Raw genomic sequence first — 17,213 nt, 5'->3', positions numbered from 1 at the left:
AACCGCCCCGGCCGCGCCTCCCGCAGCCCCTCCCGCCCCGGTTCGCTCCGAAGCTCCGGAAGTCAGCCTCACCAAGTCCAAGCCCGTCAGTCTGTCCAAGGGCCAGAAGGTCACTCTCCGCAAGGACGGCGGCGTGGCCCTGACGGTCATTCGCATGGGCCTCGGCTGGGACCCGGTGACGACCCCGAAGAAGGGTGGACTGTTCGGCGGCGGAGGCCGTGCGGCGAACATCGACCTGGACGCGTCGGCAATCATGCTGGCAGATCGCAACGTCAACGATGTCGTGTACTACGGCCAGCTCAACGCCAAGGACGGGTCGATCACGCACAAGGGAGACAACCTGACCGGCGAGGGCGAGGGCGACGACGAGGTCATCGTCGTCGATCTGACGCGGGTACCCCAGCACGTCACCGGCATCGTCTTCACGGTCACCTCGTACCGCGGCCAGACGTTCGAGCAGGTTGCCAATGCGTTCTGCCGGCTGGTCGACAACACCACCAACACCGAACTCGCCCGCTTCACCCTGCAGGGCGGCATGCCGTTCACGGGATTGGTGATGGCAAAGGTCTACCGCCAGGGCAGTGAATGGAAGCTACAGGCCATCGGCGACGGCATCCAGGCCAAGCACGCCGGTGAAGCCGTCAAGCAGCTCGGCCGCTATATGTGACCGCACGCCGACCGGTTCGATCTGCAGCGCCGTCGAGTACGCCACCGAGCGGGTCGACGGCGCTGCCGTTTCGAATGAGATCCTCCGACGGCCGGTAGATCTGCCGAACGATCAACGCGCACAAGCCGATCACTGCGATATCGCGCACGACCACGGTGGCGGTGAACCACTGTTCGGGCAGACCCTTGTTGTCCACGCCCAGGTAGTAGTACATCCGGGGGAACCAGACGAACGCGTCGATTGCCATCCACGCCAACAGGATTCGACGATGCGGTAGAGCCAGCACCGCGAGAGGGACCAGCCACAGCGAGTACTGGGGACTCCACACCTTGTTGGTCAGCAGGAACCCGGCCACCACCAGAAACACCAACTGGGCCAGCCTCGGCCGGGTCGGAGCCGTCGTACCGATGTAGGCGATCAGCGCACACACGACGGCGAAGAACAGCAGCGTGACTGCGTTGAGAACCATCGGCTTGTCCCCCGGATAGAGGGGGCCGTCGAAGCCCGTCCATCCGGTGAAGGAAGTGACGACGTTGTACAGCGAATCGGGGTCGGCTCCGCGCTCGGAGTTGAGCCGGAAGAACTCGTACCACCCCGTCGGATACAGCAGGGCCAGTGGAAGATTGACCGCAAGCCAGGCCCCGAGGGCAGCCGCTGCGGTCAGCCCCCACTCGCGCATGCGGCCGGCCCGCCAGCACAACACCAGCAGCGGCCCGAGGAACAACAGAGGATAGAGCTTGGTGGCACCGCCGAGACCCAGCAGTATGCCGGCCAGTACGGGCCGCTTCTTGGCCCAGGCCAGCAGACCGGTGAGCGCGAATGCCGTTGCGAGAGCGTCGAAGTTGGTGAATCCATGCACGATCACCAGCGGTGAGGCAGCCACCAGGGCAGCGTCCCAGATGCGTCGCCCCGCCGAGATCGCCGTCGCCCACACGGTGACCAGCCACGCGACGGCCAATCCCAGAGCGACGACGTTGAAGTAGACGACCACAGGCAGGGCTTGCGGCAGGAAACTCAGTGAGTTCCATGCCTTTCCGACGACCATCGAGCCGTACTGGTACAGGCCGGCAATGACCGGATATTCCATGTACCGGATCTGACTCGACCCGTCGGCCTTCGTTTCTTCCCAGGACTTCTTGTACGGAAACGCGCCTTGGTCGAGCCGCTCGGCACCGTAGAGCGGCACGGTGTCCGAATAGCACATCGCCACGTACTGGCGACTGCCGCTCCAGTCGAGTCCGAGTTCACCGTTCGGACCCACCGGTGCCTGTTGAATGCACGCTGCCTTGGCGAACCAGCCGAAGCAGAGAAAGACCACAGCGAGCAACAGGATGACCCGCAGCGCAGTGAACCACCGTTGCCGACCGACCAGAGCGTGCGCGCCCACCGGCCCGCCGATGACCGAGGACAGTTCCTCGGTCATCGGATCGGTACGGCTGGGTGCGTCACGGTCCGTTGCACTCGCCGTGTCCAGGCGACCAGGACTGGCAAGGGCTCTGCCCTTGCGCTCGGGTTCGGTCGTCACCGTTCGGTGCTACTGGCCGGGAGTCGCCGGTTCGGGGGCTGCCGGCTCGGGTGCTGCCGGTGGCTGTGCGGGCTGAGCCGGGGCCAGACCCGGCAGCGGAATGGTGACGCCCGGCAGAATCTCGACCTGACGCGGCGTGATGACCACCGGCGGCGAAATCTCCGTCGGGATCGGCAGAGTCACGGGCGGCGGCGCGGACGGAGCCACCGTCGTGACCGGTGCGGCCGGTGCCGAGTACTGCGGGACACCTGCCTGACCGGCGATGGCCTCGGGCGTCGGGAACGTCTCGTTCGAGGTGCCCTCGAGCGTGCCGTCCATCGTCGCCTTCCAGATGTCCGACGGTATGCCCGATCCGTAGATCGGACCGCCGTAACTGTTCTCGAGCGGCAAGCCCTGCTCGGTACCGACCCACACCGCCGTCGACAGTGACGGGGTGTACCCGACCATCCAGGCGTCCTTGTTCTGCCCGGTATCACCGAGCTGCGCGGTACCGGTCTTCGCCGCCGATTGACGACCACCCGCGAGGTTGTGACCGTTGGAGTACCCGGCGATCGGACGCATCGCCGACGTCACGTTGTCGGCCACCGCCGCCGAGACGACCTGCTGACCGGCCTCGGGTGCACGATCGAGCAACACCGTGCCGTCGGCCGTGACGACCTTCTGCACGAAGTGCGGGGTGTGGTAGACGCCGGAGGCTGCCAGTGTGGCGTAGGCCGAGGCCATATCGATCACCCGCGACTGGTACTGGCCGAGCACGATTCCGTAGTTCGGGCCCGCGTTGTCGGGCTCGGTCAGCGTGGGGCCGACGCCCTCGATCTCCTGCGGGATACCGAGCTTGTGTGCCATGTCCGCGATCGCCTGCGGGCCGTTGTTCATGCCCAGCATCATGCGGTAGAAGCTCGTGTTCAGCGACCGCTTGAGGGCTTCGGCGATGGTGCACGTGCCACAGGATTCGCCCTCGACGTTGCTGATCTGGATGCCGTTGACGTCGAGCGAGGAACTGTCGTACATCTTCGACAGCGGAATGCCCTGGTCCAAGGCAGCGGCGAGGCCGAACACCTTGAACGACGATCCGGTCTGCAACCCGGACTGAGCGAAGTCGAAACCGCGCCCGTCCGCGCCGCCGTAGTACGAGCGGACCGCGCCACTGCGCGGATCGATCGACACCGACGCCGTGCGCAGCTCCGACGGCTCACCCTGCAGGTTGTTGTCCACGGCCTCGACCGCGGCGGCCTGCGCCCTCGGATCGATCGTCGTCGTGATCTGCAGACCCTCGGTGTTCAGATCCTGATCACTGACCCCGACAGCCGACAATTCACGCAAAACCTGCGCCTTGATCAGACCGTTGGGACCTGCGTCGGCGGCATCACCCGAATCGACCTGAGAAATGGGGACCCACTGCGGATACTGCATCGCCGCACGCTGAGTCGCATCGAGCTGGCCCTGCGAGACCATGCCGTCGAGCACGTAGTTCCACCGCGACTGAGCACCGGTGGGGTTGACTTCCGGATCGAGTCCGGACGGTTGCTGGATGGTCGCAGCCAGTACTGCGCCTTCCTCGACCGAGAGCTGATCCACGGATTTGCCGAAGTACGCCGTCGACGCGGCAGCGATGCCATAAGCGCCACGACCGAAATAGATGGTGTTCAGATACGCCGCGAGAATGTCGTCCTTGGACCATTGGCGAGCCATCTTCGACGAGATGACCAGCTCCCGCATCTTGCGCGTCAACGTCCGCTCGGAGCCGACCACCGCATTCTTGACGTACTGCTGCGTGATCGTGGAACCGCCGCCCGCGCTGTCACGTCCGAGAACGTTGTCGCGCAGGGCACGGCCGAAGCCGGTCACCGAGAACCCGGGATTGGAATAGAAGTCGCGATCCTCCGCCGAGAGCACGGCGTTACGCACGTGCTCCGGAATCTGGTCGATCGTGACATCGGTTCGGTTGCCCTCGGGTGGCACCACCTTGCCGAGCACGCTCGACCCGTCGGAGGCGAAGATCGTCGCAACCTGATTGGTCCTGAGGTCACCGGGCCGCGGGACGTCCACCAGCGTGTACGCCACCATGAACAGCAGAATCGGCACTATCAGGCCCAAGGCGACCAACGCATACAACGTGCGTCGAACTACCCGCCACTTGGACTTCTTCTTCGTTTTCGCGGCGGAACCTCTTTCGGGGGGCTCGGGCGGTTCGTTGCCCGAGGAGCTAGCTGATGGATCGTTCGGTTCGTGTGGCGGCGGGACGGATCCCGATCGAGTGACACCTGCCGCGGCGTAGCGACCGTCACCGGACGGTCGACCCTGCGGTGGCATCGGACGCTGCCCAGGAGGGGGCCCGGGGCGCTGCCCAGGAGGGGGCCCGGGGCGCTGACCCGGAGGCGGTACCGGACGCTGACCCGGAGGTGGCATCGGCGGTCGACCCTGCGGTGGCATCGGACGCTGCCCGGGAGGCGGTCCGGGGCGCTGACCCGGAGGCGGTAGCGGACGTTGGCCCGGAGGAGGCACCGGACGTTGGCCCGGTGGGGGTACCGGACGACGTCCGGGCGGATCGGAATGGCGGCTGCCGCGCGGTGGTCCGGGCACGTCGGGGCGCCGTCCGGAGTCGCTACGGCCAGGTTCGTTGTTACCCGGGTTGTTGTCGTAGGGGGAACTCACGTACGAATCTCCAGTAATCTCGGCGGCCGCGTCGAATTCTCGGTGGCTGGGTTCAGCGAAGCGATTGTGTCATTCACTCGCAGTTCGACGGTTCGGTTGACGGGATCCCGATCGTGGGCGACGGGGTTGCTTGGGTGCGGGCACGGCCCCGAGGACGTAGGACTGGACGAGGTGATTCCAGCTGCACGAGCGGCAGACCTCGACCACATGGACCGAAAATTCCTCTTGGGTGGCAGCCAGCCGACCGAGTTCGTCGGCCGTTCTCGCCGAGCCGGACAGGGGGCCGAGCTTCTCGCCGAACACCCACGACACCAGCGTGAGCTGCTCCTTCCGGCAGATCGGGCACACTACTTCGCTGCCGCGGCCGTGGAACTTGGCGGCACGTAGAAGATAGGGATCTGCATCGCAGACCGCTGCCACGCCCGTCCTACCGGAGTAGACCTCGGCCAGCAGCGACCGACGCTGAAGGGCGTAGTCCACCACCTGTCGCTGAAGTCGCACGAGAACCAGAGTACGTGCGGCAGTGTCGATGGAGACCTGCGATCCCCGCCTGGACGACGATCGGCCCCCATTCCTGGGCCGAGAAACTATGCTCCACCTGTGCCGACGCGACTGTCACCCAGTACGCGAGCGCGTGATGTGGATCGCACCGATACTTGCGCCACGTTGGACGAAGCACTCGCCGATGGCCAGCTGTCCGATTTCGAGCACGCCGCAAGGATCGATCTGGCGAAGGAAGCCGACACGATCGCCGATCTGCACGCCCTCATCGAGGACCTTCAGAACGACACCGATCTGCCGCCGATGGCCGACCCGATCGAGTTCGCGCATCCGATCACGACGGCAAAGGGCTCACGCCTGGGCTTCATGGCCGTCGCGGTCCCTGCCGTTGCCGCACTCGTGGCGCTCACCTTCGGCATTCGCGCGTGCTCGAACACCGATGACCCCGAATCGGGTCTCGGGTCGGCCGGGTACAAGAATCCTGCAGTCGTCGTGGATATCGTCGATGCACTGCAACAGAAGATCGGCACGTCGGTGGTCGACAGACTCGGGCTGTACGAGGACTACGCCGTCATTTCGGCACCTGCACCCGGGGTGCCACAGAAGCAGGTCAGCTACACCTATCGCGACGGTGTGATCGACGACTACGACGACAACTTCTCGAGCACCCGCGACTTCGACGAACCTCAGATCGACCTGGCGACGGTCGATCTGACGAAGGCAGCGGGGATCATCGCCGGTGCCCGCGAGAGCTTGAACATGAGTCGAATCGACAGCTACACCGTGAGCTTCCACGGCAGCGACAACGGCCCGCAAATATCCGTCTCCGCCGACAACACCGACCAGGAAAGCGGAACTCTCCTGTTCGATCCCGCAGGCAACTTCCTGCGTGTCGCGCCGTTTTCGTTCGGCTGACCGGTCCGGAAAGGAAGCCCGCAGGTGGCTCAACGACCCGATTTTCGCGCTCGCGACATAGACCGCGCGCTGACCGCCACCGTTCTGGATTCCGCATACGCCGACGGCCAGCTCACCTTCGACGAGCACCGCCTGCGTAGCGAACGTGCGCGGGTGGCCATCACCCTGCGTGATCTGCGACGACTGGTCTCCGACCTACAAATCGACATCGACCTTCCGGAACCACCGCCGCGAACATCCGAACCGAAGAACCGGCTACTGCTGGCACTCGGCTCGGTCGTCATCGTGACTGTAGGGCTGGTGGTGTTTCTGTCGACCAGGACCGGCGAAGAACCGGTTCCGACTGCTGCCGTCGTCGCGTCCACGACGACGCGCAGCGTGACCCCCACCGTGCCGATGGACCTGCCGGTCGACGTCACCCCGATAGTCGCTCGCCCGTTCGTTTTCGACACGGCAGCCGGACTCGACGATTTTCGAGAACGCTACGTGGAACGCTTCGGCAGTTCGCAGGTTCTCGAGGTGTTCATTCAGATGGACGGCAACCGTGCCGACGTCTATCGCCCGACGGCAGAGGGCCGACGAGAGCGTGTGTTCGTCTCCGGGGGGTTCGAGATGTATCACGAGACCGACGCGCCAGACGCACAAGAGGCTCTCTTCGACTGGGCCACAATTGATTCCGCAGTTCTGGCCGGCCTCGTCGCGGGAACGCCCGAGGCCGTCGGGGTTCCGGACGCCGCCGTCGAGTACGTCATGATCACCGATTCCCGCGGCGAGCAGCGCATCTCGATCACCGCACACAACGACGACGATCAGGGTGGCCGCGTCGAAGCGGACTTCGCGGGCAACATCGTCTCGGTAAGCCGATAGACGCCGCGAATCATGTTGCGTGTCGGCTACTTCGGGCTCTCGTGCGTGATGGCGCGGTAACCGGTTGCCCCTGCCCTGTCGACTGCGGCCTTGACGACGCCGAACACCGCACCGTGGACGGCTGCCGCGATCAGCACCTCTCGGACGGAGCGATTCAGATCTTTCGGGTCGGGGGCCGCCGCGTCGTCGTCGCCGACGTGCTTCCACACCTGCTTGAACACCGCGCCGGCCGCCAGCCCGCCGAGCACACTCGTCGCCAACGACATCGGTCTGTAGAACGCCTTCGATACTGCACTCATCGAAACACCTTTCTCGTACGTCGGCGACGAAGAAGAACCGTCACCAACACTGCGGTCACCACGAAGCCCACGGGCCCCTGCGGCAGTGCCGGGCCTACTGCGCACCGCATCGGAGGCACGTGTCGCCTGTCGAGAGGCCTCGTTGCCCACTCGAGTGGGGATGTCGGCTTTGGCCGCGAGAGCGGCGACGGTGTCGGCCAGTTCGGAACGCTGTTCCTCGATGCTGGGCGGCTGATCGGAGTTGCCGGAAACACTGTGGGCCGGTGAGTCGGTCATCGGATGCCCTCCTTCACTGCGGTGATGTCGTCGCCGATACGTGCTGCGGTGTCCGCGGGAATCGGCGGCAAGGCCTTCTTTGCCCGTGACGCGCCGACTGCGGCCAGGATGCCCCCGATCGCCAGCACCACGATCGCGACGATCAGCGCTGCGAGCCATGCGGACAACACTGTTGCCAGTCCGAGCACTGCGGTAGCGATCAAGGTGGCGAGCCCGAGGAACAGCAGCAGCGCACCCGCGCCGGAGATTCCGACGCCCACCCCGAGGCGACTTCCCTTGCTCTTGACTTCGGCGAGTCCGGCGTCGATCTCGGTCCGGACGAGCGTCGAGACCTGAGTCGCCAGTCGCTCGATCAGCTGCACCGTCGACAGGTCCGCCACGTGGGAGCCCCGCTCGGACTCGGCGTTCGACAGTGGGGGCGGTTGATCGTATTCGTGCATGATGCGCTCCTTCGATGTAGTGCCGTCCTGTGTCGATACCCGCGAAGGACCCCGAAAAACACGTCCGCAAATGCCGGTTCGCGCGATGTAACCGGCCATTGGTTTGTCACTTCATGTATCGGCGCGATACATTCTCCGATAGTGTGGCTCATCGCATCGCCAGGATGTGATCGTTGGATTCGAGAAGGGGGAGTTGCATGCTCGAACTCGCAATTCTCGGACTGCTTCTCGAATCACCCATGCACGGTTACGAGCTTCGCAAGCGGCTGACCGGCCTGCTCGGAGCATTTCGTGCGTTTTCGTACGGATCGCTGTACCCGGCGCTCCGTCGACTACAAACCGACGGGCTCATCGCCGAGGACGCCGGTCCCGAACTGCTCGTGAAAAGACGAGCAAAACGGGTGTACGTGCTCACCCCCCTCGGCAGGGAACGATTTGCCGAACTGGTGGCCGACACCGGACCGCAGAACTACACCGACGACGGATTCGGCGTACATCTGGCCTTCTTCAGTCGAACCCCGGCAGAAGCTCGGGTCCGCATTCTCGAAGGCAGACGACGCCAGGTCGAGGAGCGCCGAGAAGGCCTCCGCGACGCTGTGGCCAAGGCGAACGGAACACTCGACCGCTACACCCGGCAACTCCACCAGCTCGGTCTCGAATCGAGCGAACGCGAGGTGCGCTGGCTCAACGAAGTCATCGCAGCCGAGCAAGCCGCCCCCAACCCAGCACCGTCCCACACAGCACCAAACAGGACAGTCAAGACAGAAGGAGAACCCGACCATGGGTGAGAACAACAACGCAATCCGCGTGGCCATTGTGGGTGTGGGCAACTGCGCCTCATCCCTGGTCCAGGGTGTCGAGTACTACAAGGACGCAGACGAGAACGCCACCGTTCCCGGCCTGATGCACGTCATGTTCGGCAAGTACCACGTCCGCGACGTCGAGTTCGTCGCCGCGTTCGACGTCGACGCCAAGAAGGTCGGCTTCGACCTCTCCGAGGCCATCTTCTCCAGCGAGAACAACACCATCAAGATCGCCGACGTGCCCCCGAAGGACGTCCACGTCCTGCGCGGACCGACCCTCGACGGCCTCGGAAAGTACTACCGCGAGACCATCACCGAGGCCGACGGCGAAGCAATCGACGTCGCACAGGCACTGCGTGACGCCAAGGTCGACGTCCTCGTGTCCTACCTCCCCGTCGGATCCGAAGAAGCCGACAAGTTCTACGCACAGGCCGCCATCGACGCAGGCGTCGCCTTCGTCAACGCCCTCCCCGTCTTCATCGCCTCCGACCCCGTCTGGGCCAAGAAGTTCGAGGACGCTGGCGTCCCCATCGTCGGCGACGACATCAAGAGCCAGGTCGGTGCCACCATCACCCACCGCGTCATGGCGAAGCTGTTCGAAGACCGCGGCGTGCAGCTCGACCGCACTATGCAGCTCAACGTCGGCGGCAACATGGACTTCCTCAACATGCTCGAGCGCACCCGCCTCGAGTCGAAGAAGATCTCCAAGACCCAGGCCGTCACGTCGAACCTGCAGAAGGAATTCAACGCCAAGGACGTCCACATCGGACCGTCCGACCACGTCGGCTGGCTCGACGACCGCAAGTGGGCCTACGTGCGCCTCGAAGGCCGCGCCTTCGGTGACGTTCCCCTGAGCCTCGAATACAAGCTCGAGGTCTGGGACTCACCCAACTCCGCCGGTGTCATCATCGACGCAGTCCGCGCCGCGAAAATCGCCAAGGACCGCGGCATCGGTGGACCGGTCATCCCGGCTTCCGCATACCTGATGAAAAGCCCGCCGAAGCAGCTGGCCGACGACGTCGCTCGCGAACAACTCGAAGCCTTCATCATCGACGCGTAACTCTCTGCGGCACTGACGCCCGCCGGTCCACTCAACGTGACATTGACCCCCCAATAGGCCACCAAATGTCACATTGAGTACCGGCGGGCGCTCGTCTATCCCGCCGCGACGATGGCGCGCGGGTCGAATGTCACCCTGATTTCGGTGATTTTGCCGTTCTCGATTCGTTGCCAGTTCGCGGTGGGGGCCGGGGGTGCGATCGACGTGTGCAGCTCGAACCACGTCAGCACGTTCGGGCCATCGACGAAGACGTGCGCGATGTCGATGTCGGTGACGATCTGCGACATTCCCTTCAACCCGGCGACGCATTCTTCGCCGCTGTCGGCGGTGCCCAGTGGCCCCCGAAACGTGGCGTCTTCGTGCAGGATCGACGCCAGAGTGTCGAAGTCCTTCGCCTTCCAGGCCTCGAAGTAGGTTGCTGCAATTTGTGCGGGTGTCTGTGTCATGGATTCGAGTCTCGAACCCGCCGCGCCAGAAGTCCAACAGTTGGTTCCGATCATCACTAGAACTTCTACTCATAGCCGCAGCTAGACACCACGCGCTATCGTTCTCGCGTGGCCATCGATCCCACCTCGAAGCATCCGATTCTCGAACGCGTTCGCGCTCTGGCGTTCGCGTACCCCGACGTGACCGAGAAGGTTTCGCACGGCAGGCCGACCTTCCGCACGGCCTCGGTGTTCGTCTACTTCGGCGGCGGCGTCAAAGGCGGCGATCAGTTCGATCTGTCGATCATCGTCAAATGCGAGAGCGCCGAGGAGCAGCGAGCCTGCGAACTCGAGCCGCGCTACTTCCATCCCGCCTACCTCGGGCCCGCAGGCTGGGTGGGATTCGACCTGAGCAGTGACCGCAAAGACAAGGCCGACAGCGATGTCTGGGCCGAAGCCGCCGAACTGATCGACTGCAGCTACCGCGTCACCGCACCGAAACGCGCGATAGCCCGACTCGACGCCGGCGAGGGTCCCAATCTTGGAATGCAGCAATGGAACTGAGGCAGCTCGAGTATTTCGTCGCGGTGGCCGAGGAAGCGAACTTCACCCGCGCTGCCGCCCGCGTTCACATCAGCCAATCGGGGGTCAGCGCGCAGATCAGGGCGCTCGAGCGCGAACTCGGTGCCGAGCTGATCGACAGATCCGGTGGCACAGCCACTTTGACCACAGCCGGCCAGGCGGCGTTGCCGCAGGCCCGCGCGACACTCGCCGCGGCAGGATCCGTCAAACAATCCGTCGACGATGTGACGGGCCTACTGCGCGGCAGACTGAGCGTCGGTATGGTCACCGCCTGCACCGTTCCCCCACTGTTCGACGCGTTGGCGGGCTTCCACGCGGCACATCCCGGCGTCGACATTGCTTTGCGCGAAGGTAATTCGGACGATCTCGTCGCGGATGTTCGATCCGGCGAGCTGGATCTTGCGTTGGTCGGTCTCGCTTCTCGGACCCCCGCCGGACTCGAATCGATGGTGGTGATCGACGAGCGGATCGTTGCCGCCGTGCCGGCGGAGCATCCACTGGCGGCGCAGAAGGACGCGACACTCGCCGAGGTGTGCGAATATCCGATCGTTGCCCTTCCGTCGGGCACCGGAATTCGTGCGGTGTTCGACAGGGACTGCGCCGGGGGAGGTCTGTCACCGTCGATCACGTTGCAGGCCAGCGCACCTGACGCGGTAGCCGACCTCGCCACCCGCGGTTTGGGGGTCGGGATTCTCAGCCGGTCGATGGCCGAATTCTACGGCGACCGGCTCGTCGCGATCGAGCTGACCGACTCGCACACCGCCGCGCTGCTGGCCCTGGTGTGGCGCAGCGCGATGAGTCCGGCACTGGCCGAATTGGTGGCCGTAGCGACGACGAGTTTCAGCGAATCTTCTTGACCGCGAACCACAGTGCGACCAGCAAGCCGAGCAGCGCTACGGACGGCAGCACGCCGGGATCACCTCCGATGATCCCGGCTACGGCGAAACCGAGAGCTACCAGTGCGAAGAACCCGAGAATGCCTGCCAACAACTGCAGGTGGTCCTGCGCTGTCACGACTTGACACCGCCCGCCGTCAGTCCGGAGATGATGCGGCGCTGGAACAGCAGCACCATGATCACCAGTGGAATCGCAACGATGGTGCCCGCGGCCATGATCGCGGCATACGGCACCACGAGCGGATCGTTGCCGGTGAACCGCGCGATGGCGACGGTCACCGGTTCGGTCTTGTCACTCGAGAGCTGGCTGGCGAGCAAGTACTCGTTCACTGCGGCGATGAACGCGAGAATCGCGGTGGTGAACAAGGCAGGCGCGGCGAGCGGGAGCATCACCAGGCGGAATGCCTGGAATCGTCCGGCGCCGTCGATCCGCGCGGCTTCTTCGAGCTCCCAGGGCAATTCGGCGAAGAACGCCGCCAGCGTATAGATCGTCAGCGGTAGGACGAACGAGATGTTCGGGATGACCATCGCCTGGTAGCTGCCGATCCAGCCGATGTTGGTGAAGAACTGGAACAGCGGGGTCACCAATGCGACGACGGGGAACATCGACGCACCCAGGATGATGCCCGTCACCACGTACTTGAAGCGAAAGTCGATGCGGGAGAGCGCGTATGCGGTGAAAATGCCAATGACCAACGCGATCAGTGTGGTCGCGCCGCCCACGATCAGGCTGTTGCCCACCGCACGAAGAAAATTGTTGCCGTTCGCCGTCGACAACGCGTTCTCGAAGTTCTCCCACGTAACGTGCGTCGGCCACGGCGTCGTGTCGAAGGTGTAGCGCGGGTCGCGGAATGCGGTGACGACCATCCAATAGAACGGTGCCAGTCCCCAGACGAGAATGACGACGACGCCGAGATAGATGCGAGCTTGCTTCATCGGCCGGGCCCCTTGCGCTGATTGTCCTGAGTGGCAACGGCATTGGCACCGAGAAACTTCACCAGGATGAACGCCACGACGAAGATCATGATGAACGAGATCGTCGACAACGAGGCAGCGCTGTTGAATCCCTGCCGAATCTGATCCACCACCAGGATCGAGATGGTCCGGGTGGCGGGATTGCCCTCGGTGAGGATGGCCGGCAAGTCGTACATACGCAGCGCGTCCATGGTGCGGAACAGAATTGCCACCATCAACGCGGGCTTGACCAATGGCAGTGTGATCTTGGTGAATCGCTGCCACGCCGACGCACCGTCGACGCGAGCCGCCTCGTAGACGTCGGCGGGAATCATCTGCAACCCGGCCAGAATCAACAGCGCCATGAACGGCGTCGTCTTCCACACGTCGGCGATGATGACGGCGAAACGAGCGGGCCACGCGTCACCGGTCCACAGAATGTTCGTTCCCAGAATGCGATTGGCGACACCGTCGTACGCGAAGATGAAGTACCAGAGCTTGGCCGTGACCGCCGTCGGGATCGCCCAGGGGATCAGGATTGCCGCGCGCAACAGGGCGCGTCCGGCGAAGGTCTTGCCCATGATGACGGCCATTCCGAAGCCGATTACCACCTCGATGGACACCGTGACGACCGTGAAGAACGCGGTGTTTCCGACGGCGCCCCAGAACTGCGACCCCAGCGTTCCCGGCGGGCAGGGCACCAACGTGCCCGACGCCGAAGTGCATTGCTGCAGGATCCAGTGCGTGTAGTTGTCGAAGCCGGCAGATCCACCGGTGACGAACATGCCGGTGACGGGATCGAGACCGGGATCCTTGGAGAAGGACATCACCAGGGCCCGGATCACCGGGTAGACGATGACGATCGCGAGGATCACCATCGTCGGTGCGATCAACAGCCAGGCCCGACCCTGCGTCAGGCCGAACCGCTTGTTCTTGGACCGCACATGCCGACCGCGGCCGGGGGACGAGCCCCCGGCCGCGGTGGTTGCGGCGGCCCCACTGGTCACACCAGCAGGTACAGCCATTGGTTCTCCCGAAATCAGTTGGCGCCGGCGGTTTCGATACCGGCCTGCATGTCCGTGATCGCCTGGTCGACGCTCTTCTCACCCTTGATGGCGGCAGAGACGTTGTCCTGCACGGCCTTCGAGACGGCCGGGTAGAACGGGGTGACGGGACGCGGAACGGCGTTCTCGATGGATGCCTTCAATGCGGGAAGGTACGGCATCGCGGCGATCAGTGCGGGATCGTCGTACAGCGAGGAGAGCACGGGCGGCAAAGCACCCTCGGCGATGATGCGCTGCGCCTTCTCGCCCTGCATGAAGCGCAGGAAGTCGGCAGCAGTGGCCTTGTTCTCGGAGTACGCGCTGATCGCGGCGTTGTATCCGCCGAGCGTCGAGGTGCCCACGCCGGTGACGCCGGGAAGCGGTGCGACCGCGTACTTTCCGACCACAGCCGAACCTTCTTCTGCGGCGGTGCCGTAGACGTACGGCCAGTTGCGCAGGAACAGTGTCTTTCCGTCCTGGAACGCCTGCTGGCTGTCGGACTCCTTGAACGTGGTGTCCTGGGCCGGGATGACGCCGGTCTCGAACGCGGTGACCAGAGTCTGCAGTCCGGCCTTGGCTTCCGGGCTGTTGACGGTGGGGGTCTTGCCGTCTTCGCCGACGATCGATCCGCCGTGCGCGTTGATGATCTCCGACGCGTTGGCCGTCAGACCCTCGTAGGGGGCGAATTGCCCTGCGTAGCAGTCGATGTTGTTGTCGCGGGCGACCTGGCAGTCCTCGGTGAGCTCGGCCCAGGTGGTGGGCGCTTCGGGGAGCAGATCACTGCGGTAGTAGAGCAGTCCGCCGTTGGTGTTCTTCGGTGCGGCGTACTGCTTGCCGTTGTAGGTCGCGCTCGCGACGGTCGCCGGAAGAACGCCTGCGTTGTCGAGTGCGAATTCGCCCTCGAGCGGCACGAGCCAGCCCTTGGCCGCGAACTCGGCGGTCCAGACGACGTCGAGTGCCATGACGTCGTAGTCGCTCTGCTGCGCCTGGAGCTGCTGAACGAAGTCGTCGTGGGCCTGATCGGCGTCGGCGGACTGCTCCTTGAAGGTGACCTGCTGATCAGGGTTGGCGGCGTTCCACTCCGAGATGATCTGCTGGACGACACCGGTCTCGGTGGTGTCCTGGCCCTCTACATACGTGATAGGTCCACGGCCGTCGGCATTTTCGGATGCAGCACCCGAATCGCCGCTCGAACCGTTGTCGCTCGAACATCCGGTGAGCGTCAGCAGCGTGGCTGCTGTCGCAACCACTGCCACCTTCGTGATCAAAGACGCCATTGTTTTCTCCACTTACTTCTACGCGGTGGTATGCGCCCGGAGATGGGCACGCAGAATCGTGCTGTGATGCTCCCCCGACACATATGTCGATGGGTACTGTGGCACACAACTCACCGCGTAGGGGTCATTATCGAGTTCCTGAATCGGTCAACCCGGACGTGTCGGAGGTGCCCGGTACCCTTTCGCTCATGAGTTCGGACAAGATGCTGACGCGAATCGGCGGATTGCTGCGTCAGGCGGAGTCCACCGACAACCCCCACGAGGCCGAGGCCTTCATGGAGGCCGCGCAGCGTTTGGCCACGTCGGCGTCGGTGGATCTTGCGGTGGCGCGTTCGCACAGCGCATCCCGCGAACGGCAGGCGACGCCGACTCAGAAGGTCATCCCCATCGGTGAACCGGGCAAGCGTGGACTCAAGACCTACGTTCAACTGTTCGTCGCCATCGCTCATGCAAACGATGTCCAGTGCGATGTCGCCAGATCGTCGACGCAGGTGTTCGCCTACGGTTTCGACTCGGACATCGAGACCACCGAAGCCCTGTACTCCTCTTTGCTGATTCAGATGGTCCGAGCGTCCGACGCGTACATCAAGTCCGGTGCCTACAAATCCGAGACGGCCATCCGCACCATCACCGAGGTCAAGAATCGTCGCCGCTACACCCGACGCGAGGAGGTGCCCGTCGCCGCCGTGACGGCACGTCTGAACTTCCAGACGGCATTCGCGTCGCGCATCGGTCAACGGCTCGCGGAGGTCAAGAAGGACACCGAGGCCAAGGCCATCGCGCAGGAGACCTCCGGTGCCGGAACCGCTCTGGTGTTGCGAGACAAAGAGATCGAGCTCCGCGACTACTACCGCCAGACGTCCACTGCACGCGGGCACTGGCGAGGCCAGAGCGCGAACGCCGGGTACTCGGAGGGCGCACGCAAGGCCGGCGATCGAGCGGGACGAAACGCGAAGATCGGTGCCCACGCAGAGATCGGCGGAGCAAGCCGGCAGCTGGGACGCTGACTGCTACGTGGCCGGTGATGCCGTGAACACCGGCCATCCGATGTCGGTACGCCACAGCGCCGAGTTCTCGGTATCCCGCGGCCCGACGACATAGACCTCGCGAACCGGCCCCGCGATGGCCAGGCCGTTGGTCTCCACGTGCACCCCGAGCGCGCCATAGGTGACGTCGATGTCGTCGTGGGGTCCGTGATGAACCGTCACCGCGAGTTCGACGGGAGGCAGCGTCATCGGCCGAACTCTGCCGACGGACGGCGCATCGACGGTGGGAACGTAGACGGTCAACTCACCCCGCCCGTCGGTGAAGAGATCGTTGTCGTACAACCCGCCCGGCGGCCCGGTAGTGTCCGATACGACCGCGTCGATCTCGGCCATCGCGTCCGAGTACCAGCCCAGCACGTCGGACGCGTCGACCACCTCGGAAATGGCTGCGACAGAACACTGTTCGGTGAGAATGCGTCGGACATCGATCGCGGGCGGAGTGGGATCGAGCAACCGGCGCAGCGCCGTCACGGCTGATCTGGTGTCGTCCAACTGACGCTCGAGTCGAGTGAGATGTTCGGTGATCAGTCGAGCGCGGGCATCGGGATCGGGTGTCTGCACGATTGCCCGCACCTCCCGCTCCGGCATCTGCATCTTCCGGAATCGACCGATGATCTGCGCGACCCCGACCTGATCGGTGGCGTAGTACCGGTAGCCCGAGTAGTCGTCGACCGTCGCGGGCTCGAGCAAACCCGACTCGTGATAGCGACGCAGGGTCTTCACCGACAGATGGGTGATTCGAGAGAACTCGCCGATCGTCAGCAATCCGTTCATGTCGCTATTCTCGCCCCTCCCCGTGGGGGAGAGTCGACTCTCCAGGGGAGGGGTGACGCCGGATGTAGCCGAGGCCGCCGCAAACGCGCGCGCGTTCGCCAGGTGCGCGCGGAATAGCCCCGAATTCGAGGCGAATCCACTCGCGTATGACAAACGCGCGCGCGTTTGCGGGAATTGGGGGCGGCGGGATGGGGACGACGGCGGGATG

At 64.4% G+C, this 17,213-nt stretch carries 19 protein-coding genes; 8 read left to right on the top strand and 11 right to left on the bottom strand.

Features of this window, described 5'->3' with window-relative positions; genetic code table 11:
- Positions 1 to 667 (top strand): TerD family protein (locus CH285_RS00710; protein WP_143545003.1); only part of this gene is annotated, 667 nt, incomplete at its 5' end.
- Here CH285_RS00710 and CH285_RS00705 read toward each other — a convergent pair.
- From CH285_RS00705 to CH285_RS00690, 3 genes are all read right to left on the bottom strand, one after another.
- The gene (locus tag CH285_RS00705; RefSeq protein ID WP_094643810.1) at positions 642 to 2,090 is read right to left on the bottom strand and encodes a glycosyltransferase family 87 protein; all 1,449 of its coding nucleotides are present in this window, start codon (positions 2,088 to 2,090) and stop codon (positions 642 to 644) included. The two genes, CH285_RS00710 and CH285_RS00705, sit on opposite strands and share 26 nt — an antisense overlap.
- Before the next feature lie 111 nt (positions 2,091 to 2,201).
- Positions 2,202 to 4,601, bottom strand: a complete 2,400-nt coding sequence (locus tag CH285_RS00700; RefSeq protein ID WP_441347008.1) for a transglycosylase domain-containing protein — start codon at positions 4,599 to 4,601, stop codon at positions 2,202 to 2,204.
- Positions 4,602 to 4,916: 315 nt separating this feature from the next.
- On the bottom strand, positions 4,917 to 5,348 hold the full coding sequence (locus CH285_RS00690; RefSeq protein ID WP_176458661.1) for a DUF5318 domain-containing protein: 432 nt from the start codon (positions 5,346 to 5,348) through the stop codon (positions 4,917 to 4,919).
- Between the two features lie 99 nt (positions 5,349 to 5,447).
- On the opposite strand from CH285_RS00690, the gene CH285_RS00685 reads away from it, so the two are divergent.
- Entirely contained in the window at positions 5,448 to 6,263 is an 816-nt protein-coding gene (locus CH285_RS00685; RefSeq protein ID WP_255032291.1) for a DUF1707 domain-containing protein, read from the top strand.
- A 24-nt stretch (positions 6,264 to 6,287) separates the two neighbouring features.
- Positions 6,288 to 7,130, top strand: coding sequence for a DUF1707 SHOCT-like domain-containing protein (locus tag CH285_RS00680; RefSeq protein ID WP_094643803.1), 843 nt, complete (start codon positions 6,288 to 6,290; stop codon positions 7,128 to 7,130).
- A gap of 26 nt (positions 7,131 to 7,156) precedes the next feature.
- On the opposite strand, the gene CH285_RS00675 is transcribed toward CH285_RS00680, so the two are convergent.
- Together CH285_RS00675 and CH285_RS00670 are read right to left on the bottom strand one after the other, a co-directional pair.
- A complete protein-coding gene (locus CH285_RS00675) occupies positions 7,157 to 7,429 on the bottom strand; it encodes a DUF4235 domain-containing protein (protein ID WP_032370038.1) in 273 nt (90 codons plus the stop codon).
- Positions 7,430 to 7,701: 272 nt separating this feature from the next.
- Positions 7,702 to 8,145: a phage holin family protein gene (locus CH285_RS00670; RefSeq protein ID WP_230592952.1), complete on the bottom strand. Its 444-nt coding sequence runs from the start codon at positions 8,143 to 8,145 to the stop codon at positions 7,702 to 7,704.
- A 197-nt stretch (positions 8,146 to 8,342) separates the two neighbouring features.
- Between CH285_RS00670 and CH285_RS00665 the strand changes: the two genes are divergently transcribed.
- Positions 8,343 to 8,933: a PadR family transcriptional regulator gene (locus tag CH285_RS00665; protein ID WP_027495058.1), complete on the top strand. Its 591-nt coding sequence runs from the start codon at positions 8,343 to 8,345 to the stop codon at positions 8,931 to 8,933.
- On the top strand, positions 8,926 to 10,008 hold the full coding sequence (locus CH285_RS00660; RefSeq protein WP_094643804.1) for an inositol-3-phosphate synthase: 1,083 nt from the start codon (positions 8,926 to 8,928) through the stop codon (positions 10,006 to 10,008). Before CH285_RS00665 ends, CH285_RS00660 begins: the two co-directional genes overlap by 8 nt.
- 95 nt (positions 10,009 to 10,103) lie before the next feature.
- Here CH285_RS00660 and CH285_RS00655 read toward each other — a convergent pair whose 3' ends face one another.
- Positions 10,104 to 10,454 (bottom strand): nuclear transport factor 2 family protein, encoded by a 351-nt coding sequence (locus CH285_RS00655; protein WP_032382650.1) that lies wholly within the window; start codon positions 10,452 to 10,454, stop codon positions 10,104 to 10,106.
- A 108-nt stretch (positions 10,455 to 10,562) separates the two neighbouring features.
- On the opposite strand from CH285_RS00655, the gene CH285_RS00650 reads away from it, so the two are divergent.
- Both CH285_RS00650 and CH285_RS00645 read left to right on the top strand, forming a co-directional pair.
- Positions 10,563 to 10,997: an MmcQ/YjbR family DNA-binding protein gene (locus CH285_RS00650; RefSeq protein WP_094643805.1), complete on the top strand. Its 435-nt coding sequence runs from the start codon at positions 10,563 to 10,565 to the stop codon at positions 10,995 to 10,997.
- Positions 10,988 to 11,872 (top strand): LysR family transcriptional regulator, encoded by an 885-nt coding sequence (locus tag CH285_RS00645; RefSeq protein ID WP_094643806.1) that lies wholly within the window; start codon positions 10,988 to 10,990, stop codon positions 11,870 to 11,872. Before CH285_RS00650 ends, CH285_RS00645 begins: the two co-directional genes overlap by 10 nt.
- Here the strand turns inward: CH285_RS00645 and CH285_RS27635 are convergent.
- From CH285_RS27635 to CH285_RS00630, 4 genes are read right to left on the bottom strand one after another with little or no spacing between them, the layout of a single operon-like run.
- Positions 11,856 to 12,029: a hypothetical protein gene (locus tag CH285_RS27635; protein ID WP_176458660.1), complete on the bottom strand. Its 174-nt coding sequence runs from the start codon at positions 12,027 to 12,029 to the stop codon at positions 11,856 to 11,858. The genes CH285_RS00645 and CH285_RS27635 overlap by 17 nt on opposite strands.
- Positions 12,026 to 12,847 (bottom strand): carbohydrate ABC transporter permease, encoded by an 822-nt coding sequence (locus CH285_RS00640; protein ID WP_032367661.1) that lies wholly within the window; start codon positions 12,845 to 12,847, stop codon positions 12,026 to 12,028. The genes CH285_RS27635 and CH285_RS00640 overlap by 4 nt, the downstream gene beginning before the upstream one ends.
- On the bottom strand, positions 12,844 to 13,890 hold the full coding sequence (locus CH285_RS00635) for a carbohydrate ABC transporter permease (protein WP_176458659.1): 1,047 nt from the start codon (positions 13,888 to 13,890) through the stop codon (positions 12,844 to 12,846). The genes CH285_RS00640 and CH285_RS00635 overlap by 4 nt, the downstream gene beginning before the upstream one ends.
- A 14-nt stretch (positions 13,891 to 13,904) precedes the next feature.
- Positions 13,905 to 15,185, bottom strand: a complete 1,281-nt coding sequence (locus tag CH285_RS00630) for an ABC transporter substrate-binding protein (RefSeq protein ID WP_094643807.1) — start codon at positions 15,183 to 15,185, stop codon at positions 13,905 to 13,907.
- A 188-nt stretch (positions 15,186 to 15,373) separates the two neighbouring features.
- Between CH285_RS00630 and CH285_RS00625 the strand changes: the two genes are divergently transcribed.
- A complete protein-coding gene (locus tag CH285_RS00625) occupies positions 15,374 to 16,192 on the top strand; it encodes a DUF2786 domain-containing protein (RefSeq protein WP_094643812.1) in 819 nt (272 codons plus the stop codon).
- Positions 16,193 to 16,195: 3 nt separating this feature from the next.
- On the opposite strand, the gene CH285_RS00620 is transcribed toward CH285_RS00625, so the two are convergent.
- A complete protein-coding gene (locus CH285_RS00620) occupies positions 16,196 to 17,005 on the bottom strand; it encodes a MerR family transcriptional regulator (RefSeq protein ID WP_094643808.1) in 810 nt (269 codons plus the stop codon).
- Positions 17,006 to 17,213 lie beyond the last annotated feature (208 nt).

Origin of the sequence: Rhodococcus sp. 05-2256-B1 (genome assembly GCF_002258465.1) — a bacterium.
GTDB lineage: Bacteria > Actinomycetota > Actinomycetes > Mycobacteriales > Mycobacteriaceae > Rhodococcoides > Rhodococcoides fascians.
The sequence above is the reverse complement of the archived record's forward strand: the minus strand, read 5'-3'. Positions and strand labels throughout refer to the sequence as shown.

Coding starts and splice junctions, on each gene's coding strand:
- CH285_RS00640 (WP_032367661.1), bottom strand. CDS start 12,847: ATGAAGCAAGCTCGCATCTATCTCGGCGTCGTCGTCATTCTCGTCTGG.
- CH285_RS00665 (WP_027495058.1), top strand. CDS start 8,343: ATGCTCGAACTCGCAATTCTCGGACTGCTTCTCGAATCACCCATGCAC.
- CH285_RS00625 (WP_094643812.1), top strand. CDS start 15,374: ATGAGTTCGGACAAGATGCTGACGCGAATCGGCGGATTGCTGCGTCAG.
- CH285_RS00620 (WP_094643808.1), bottom strand. CDS start 17,005: ATGAACGGATTGCTGACGATCGGCGAGTTCTCTCGAATCACCCATCTG.
- CH285_RS00700 (WP_441347008.1), bottom strand. CDS start 4,601: ATGCCACCTCCGGGTCAGCGTCCGGTACCGCCTCCGGGTCAGCGCCCC.
- CH285_RS00635 (WP_176458659.1), bottom strand. CDS start 13,890: ATGGCTGTACCTGCTGGTGTGACCAGTGGGGCCGCCGCAACCACCGCG.
- CH285_RS00655 (WP_032382650.1), bottom strand. CDS start 10,454: ATGACACAGACACCCGCACAAATTGCAGCAACCTACTTCGAGGCCTGG.
- CH285_RS00705 (WP_094643810.1), bottom strand. CDS start 2,090: ATGACCGAGGAACTGTCCTCGGTCATCGGCGGGCCGGTGGGCGCGCAC.
- CH285_RS00675 (WP_032370038.1), bottom strand. CDS start 7,429: ATGAGTGCAGTATCGAAGGCGTTCTACAGACCGATGTCGTTGGCGACG.
- CH285_RS00645 (WP_094643806.1), top strand. CDS start 10,988: ATGGAACTGAGGCAGCTCGAGTATTTCGTCGCGGTGGCCGAGGAAGCG.
- CH285_RS00660 (WP_094643804.1), top strand. CDS start 8,926: ATGGGTGAGAACAACAACGCAATCCGCGTGGCCATTGTGGGTGTGGGC.
- CH285_RS00630 (WP_094643807.1), bottom strand. CDS start 15,185: ATGGCGTCTTTGATCACGAAGGTGGCAGTGGTTGCGACAGCAGCCACG.
- CH285_RS00670 (WP_230592952.1), bottom strand. CDS start 8,145: ATGCACGAATACGATCAACCGCCCCCACTGTCGAACGCCGAGTCCGAG.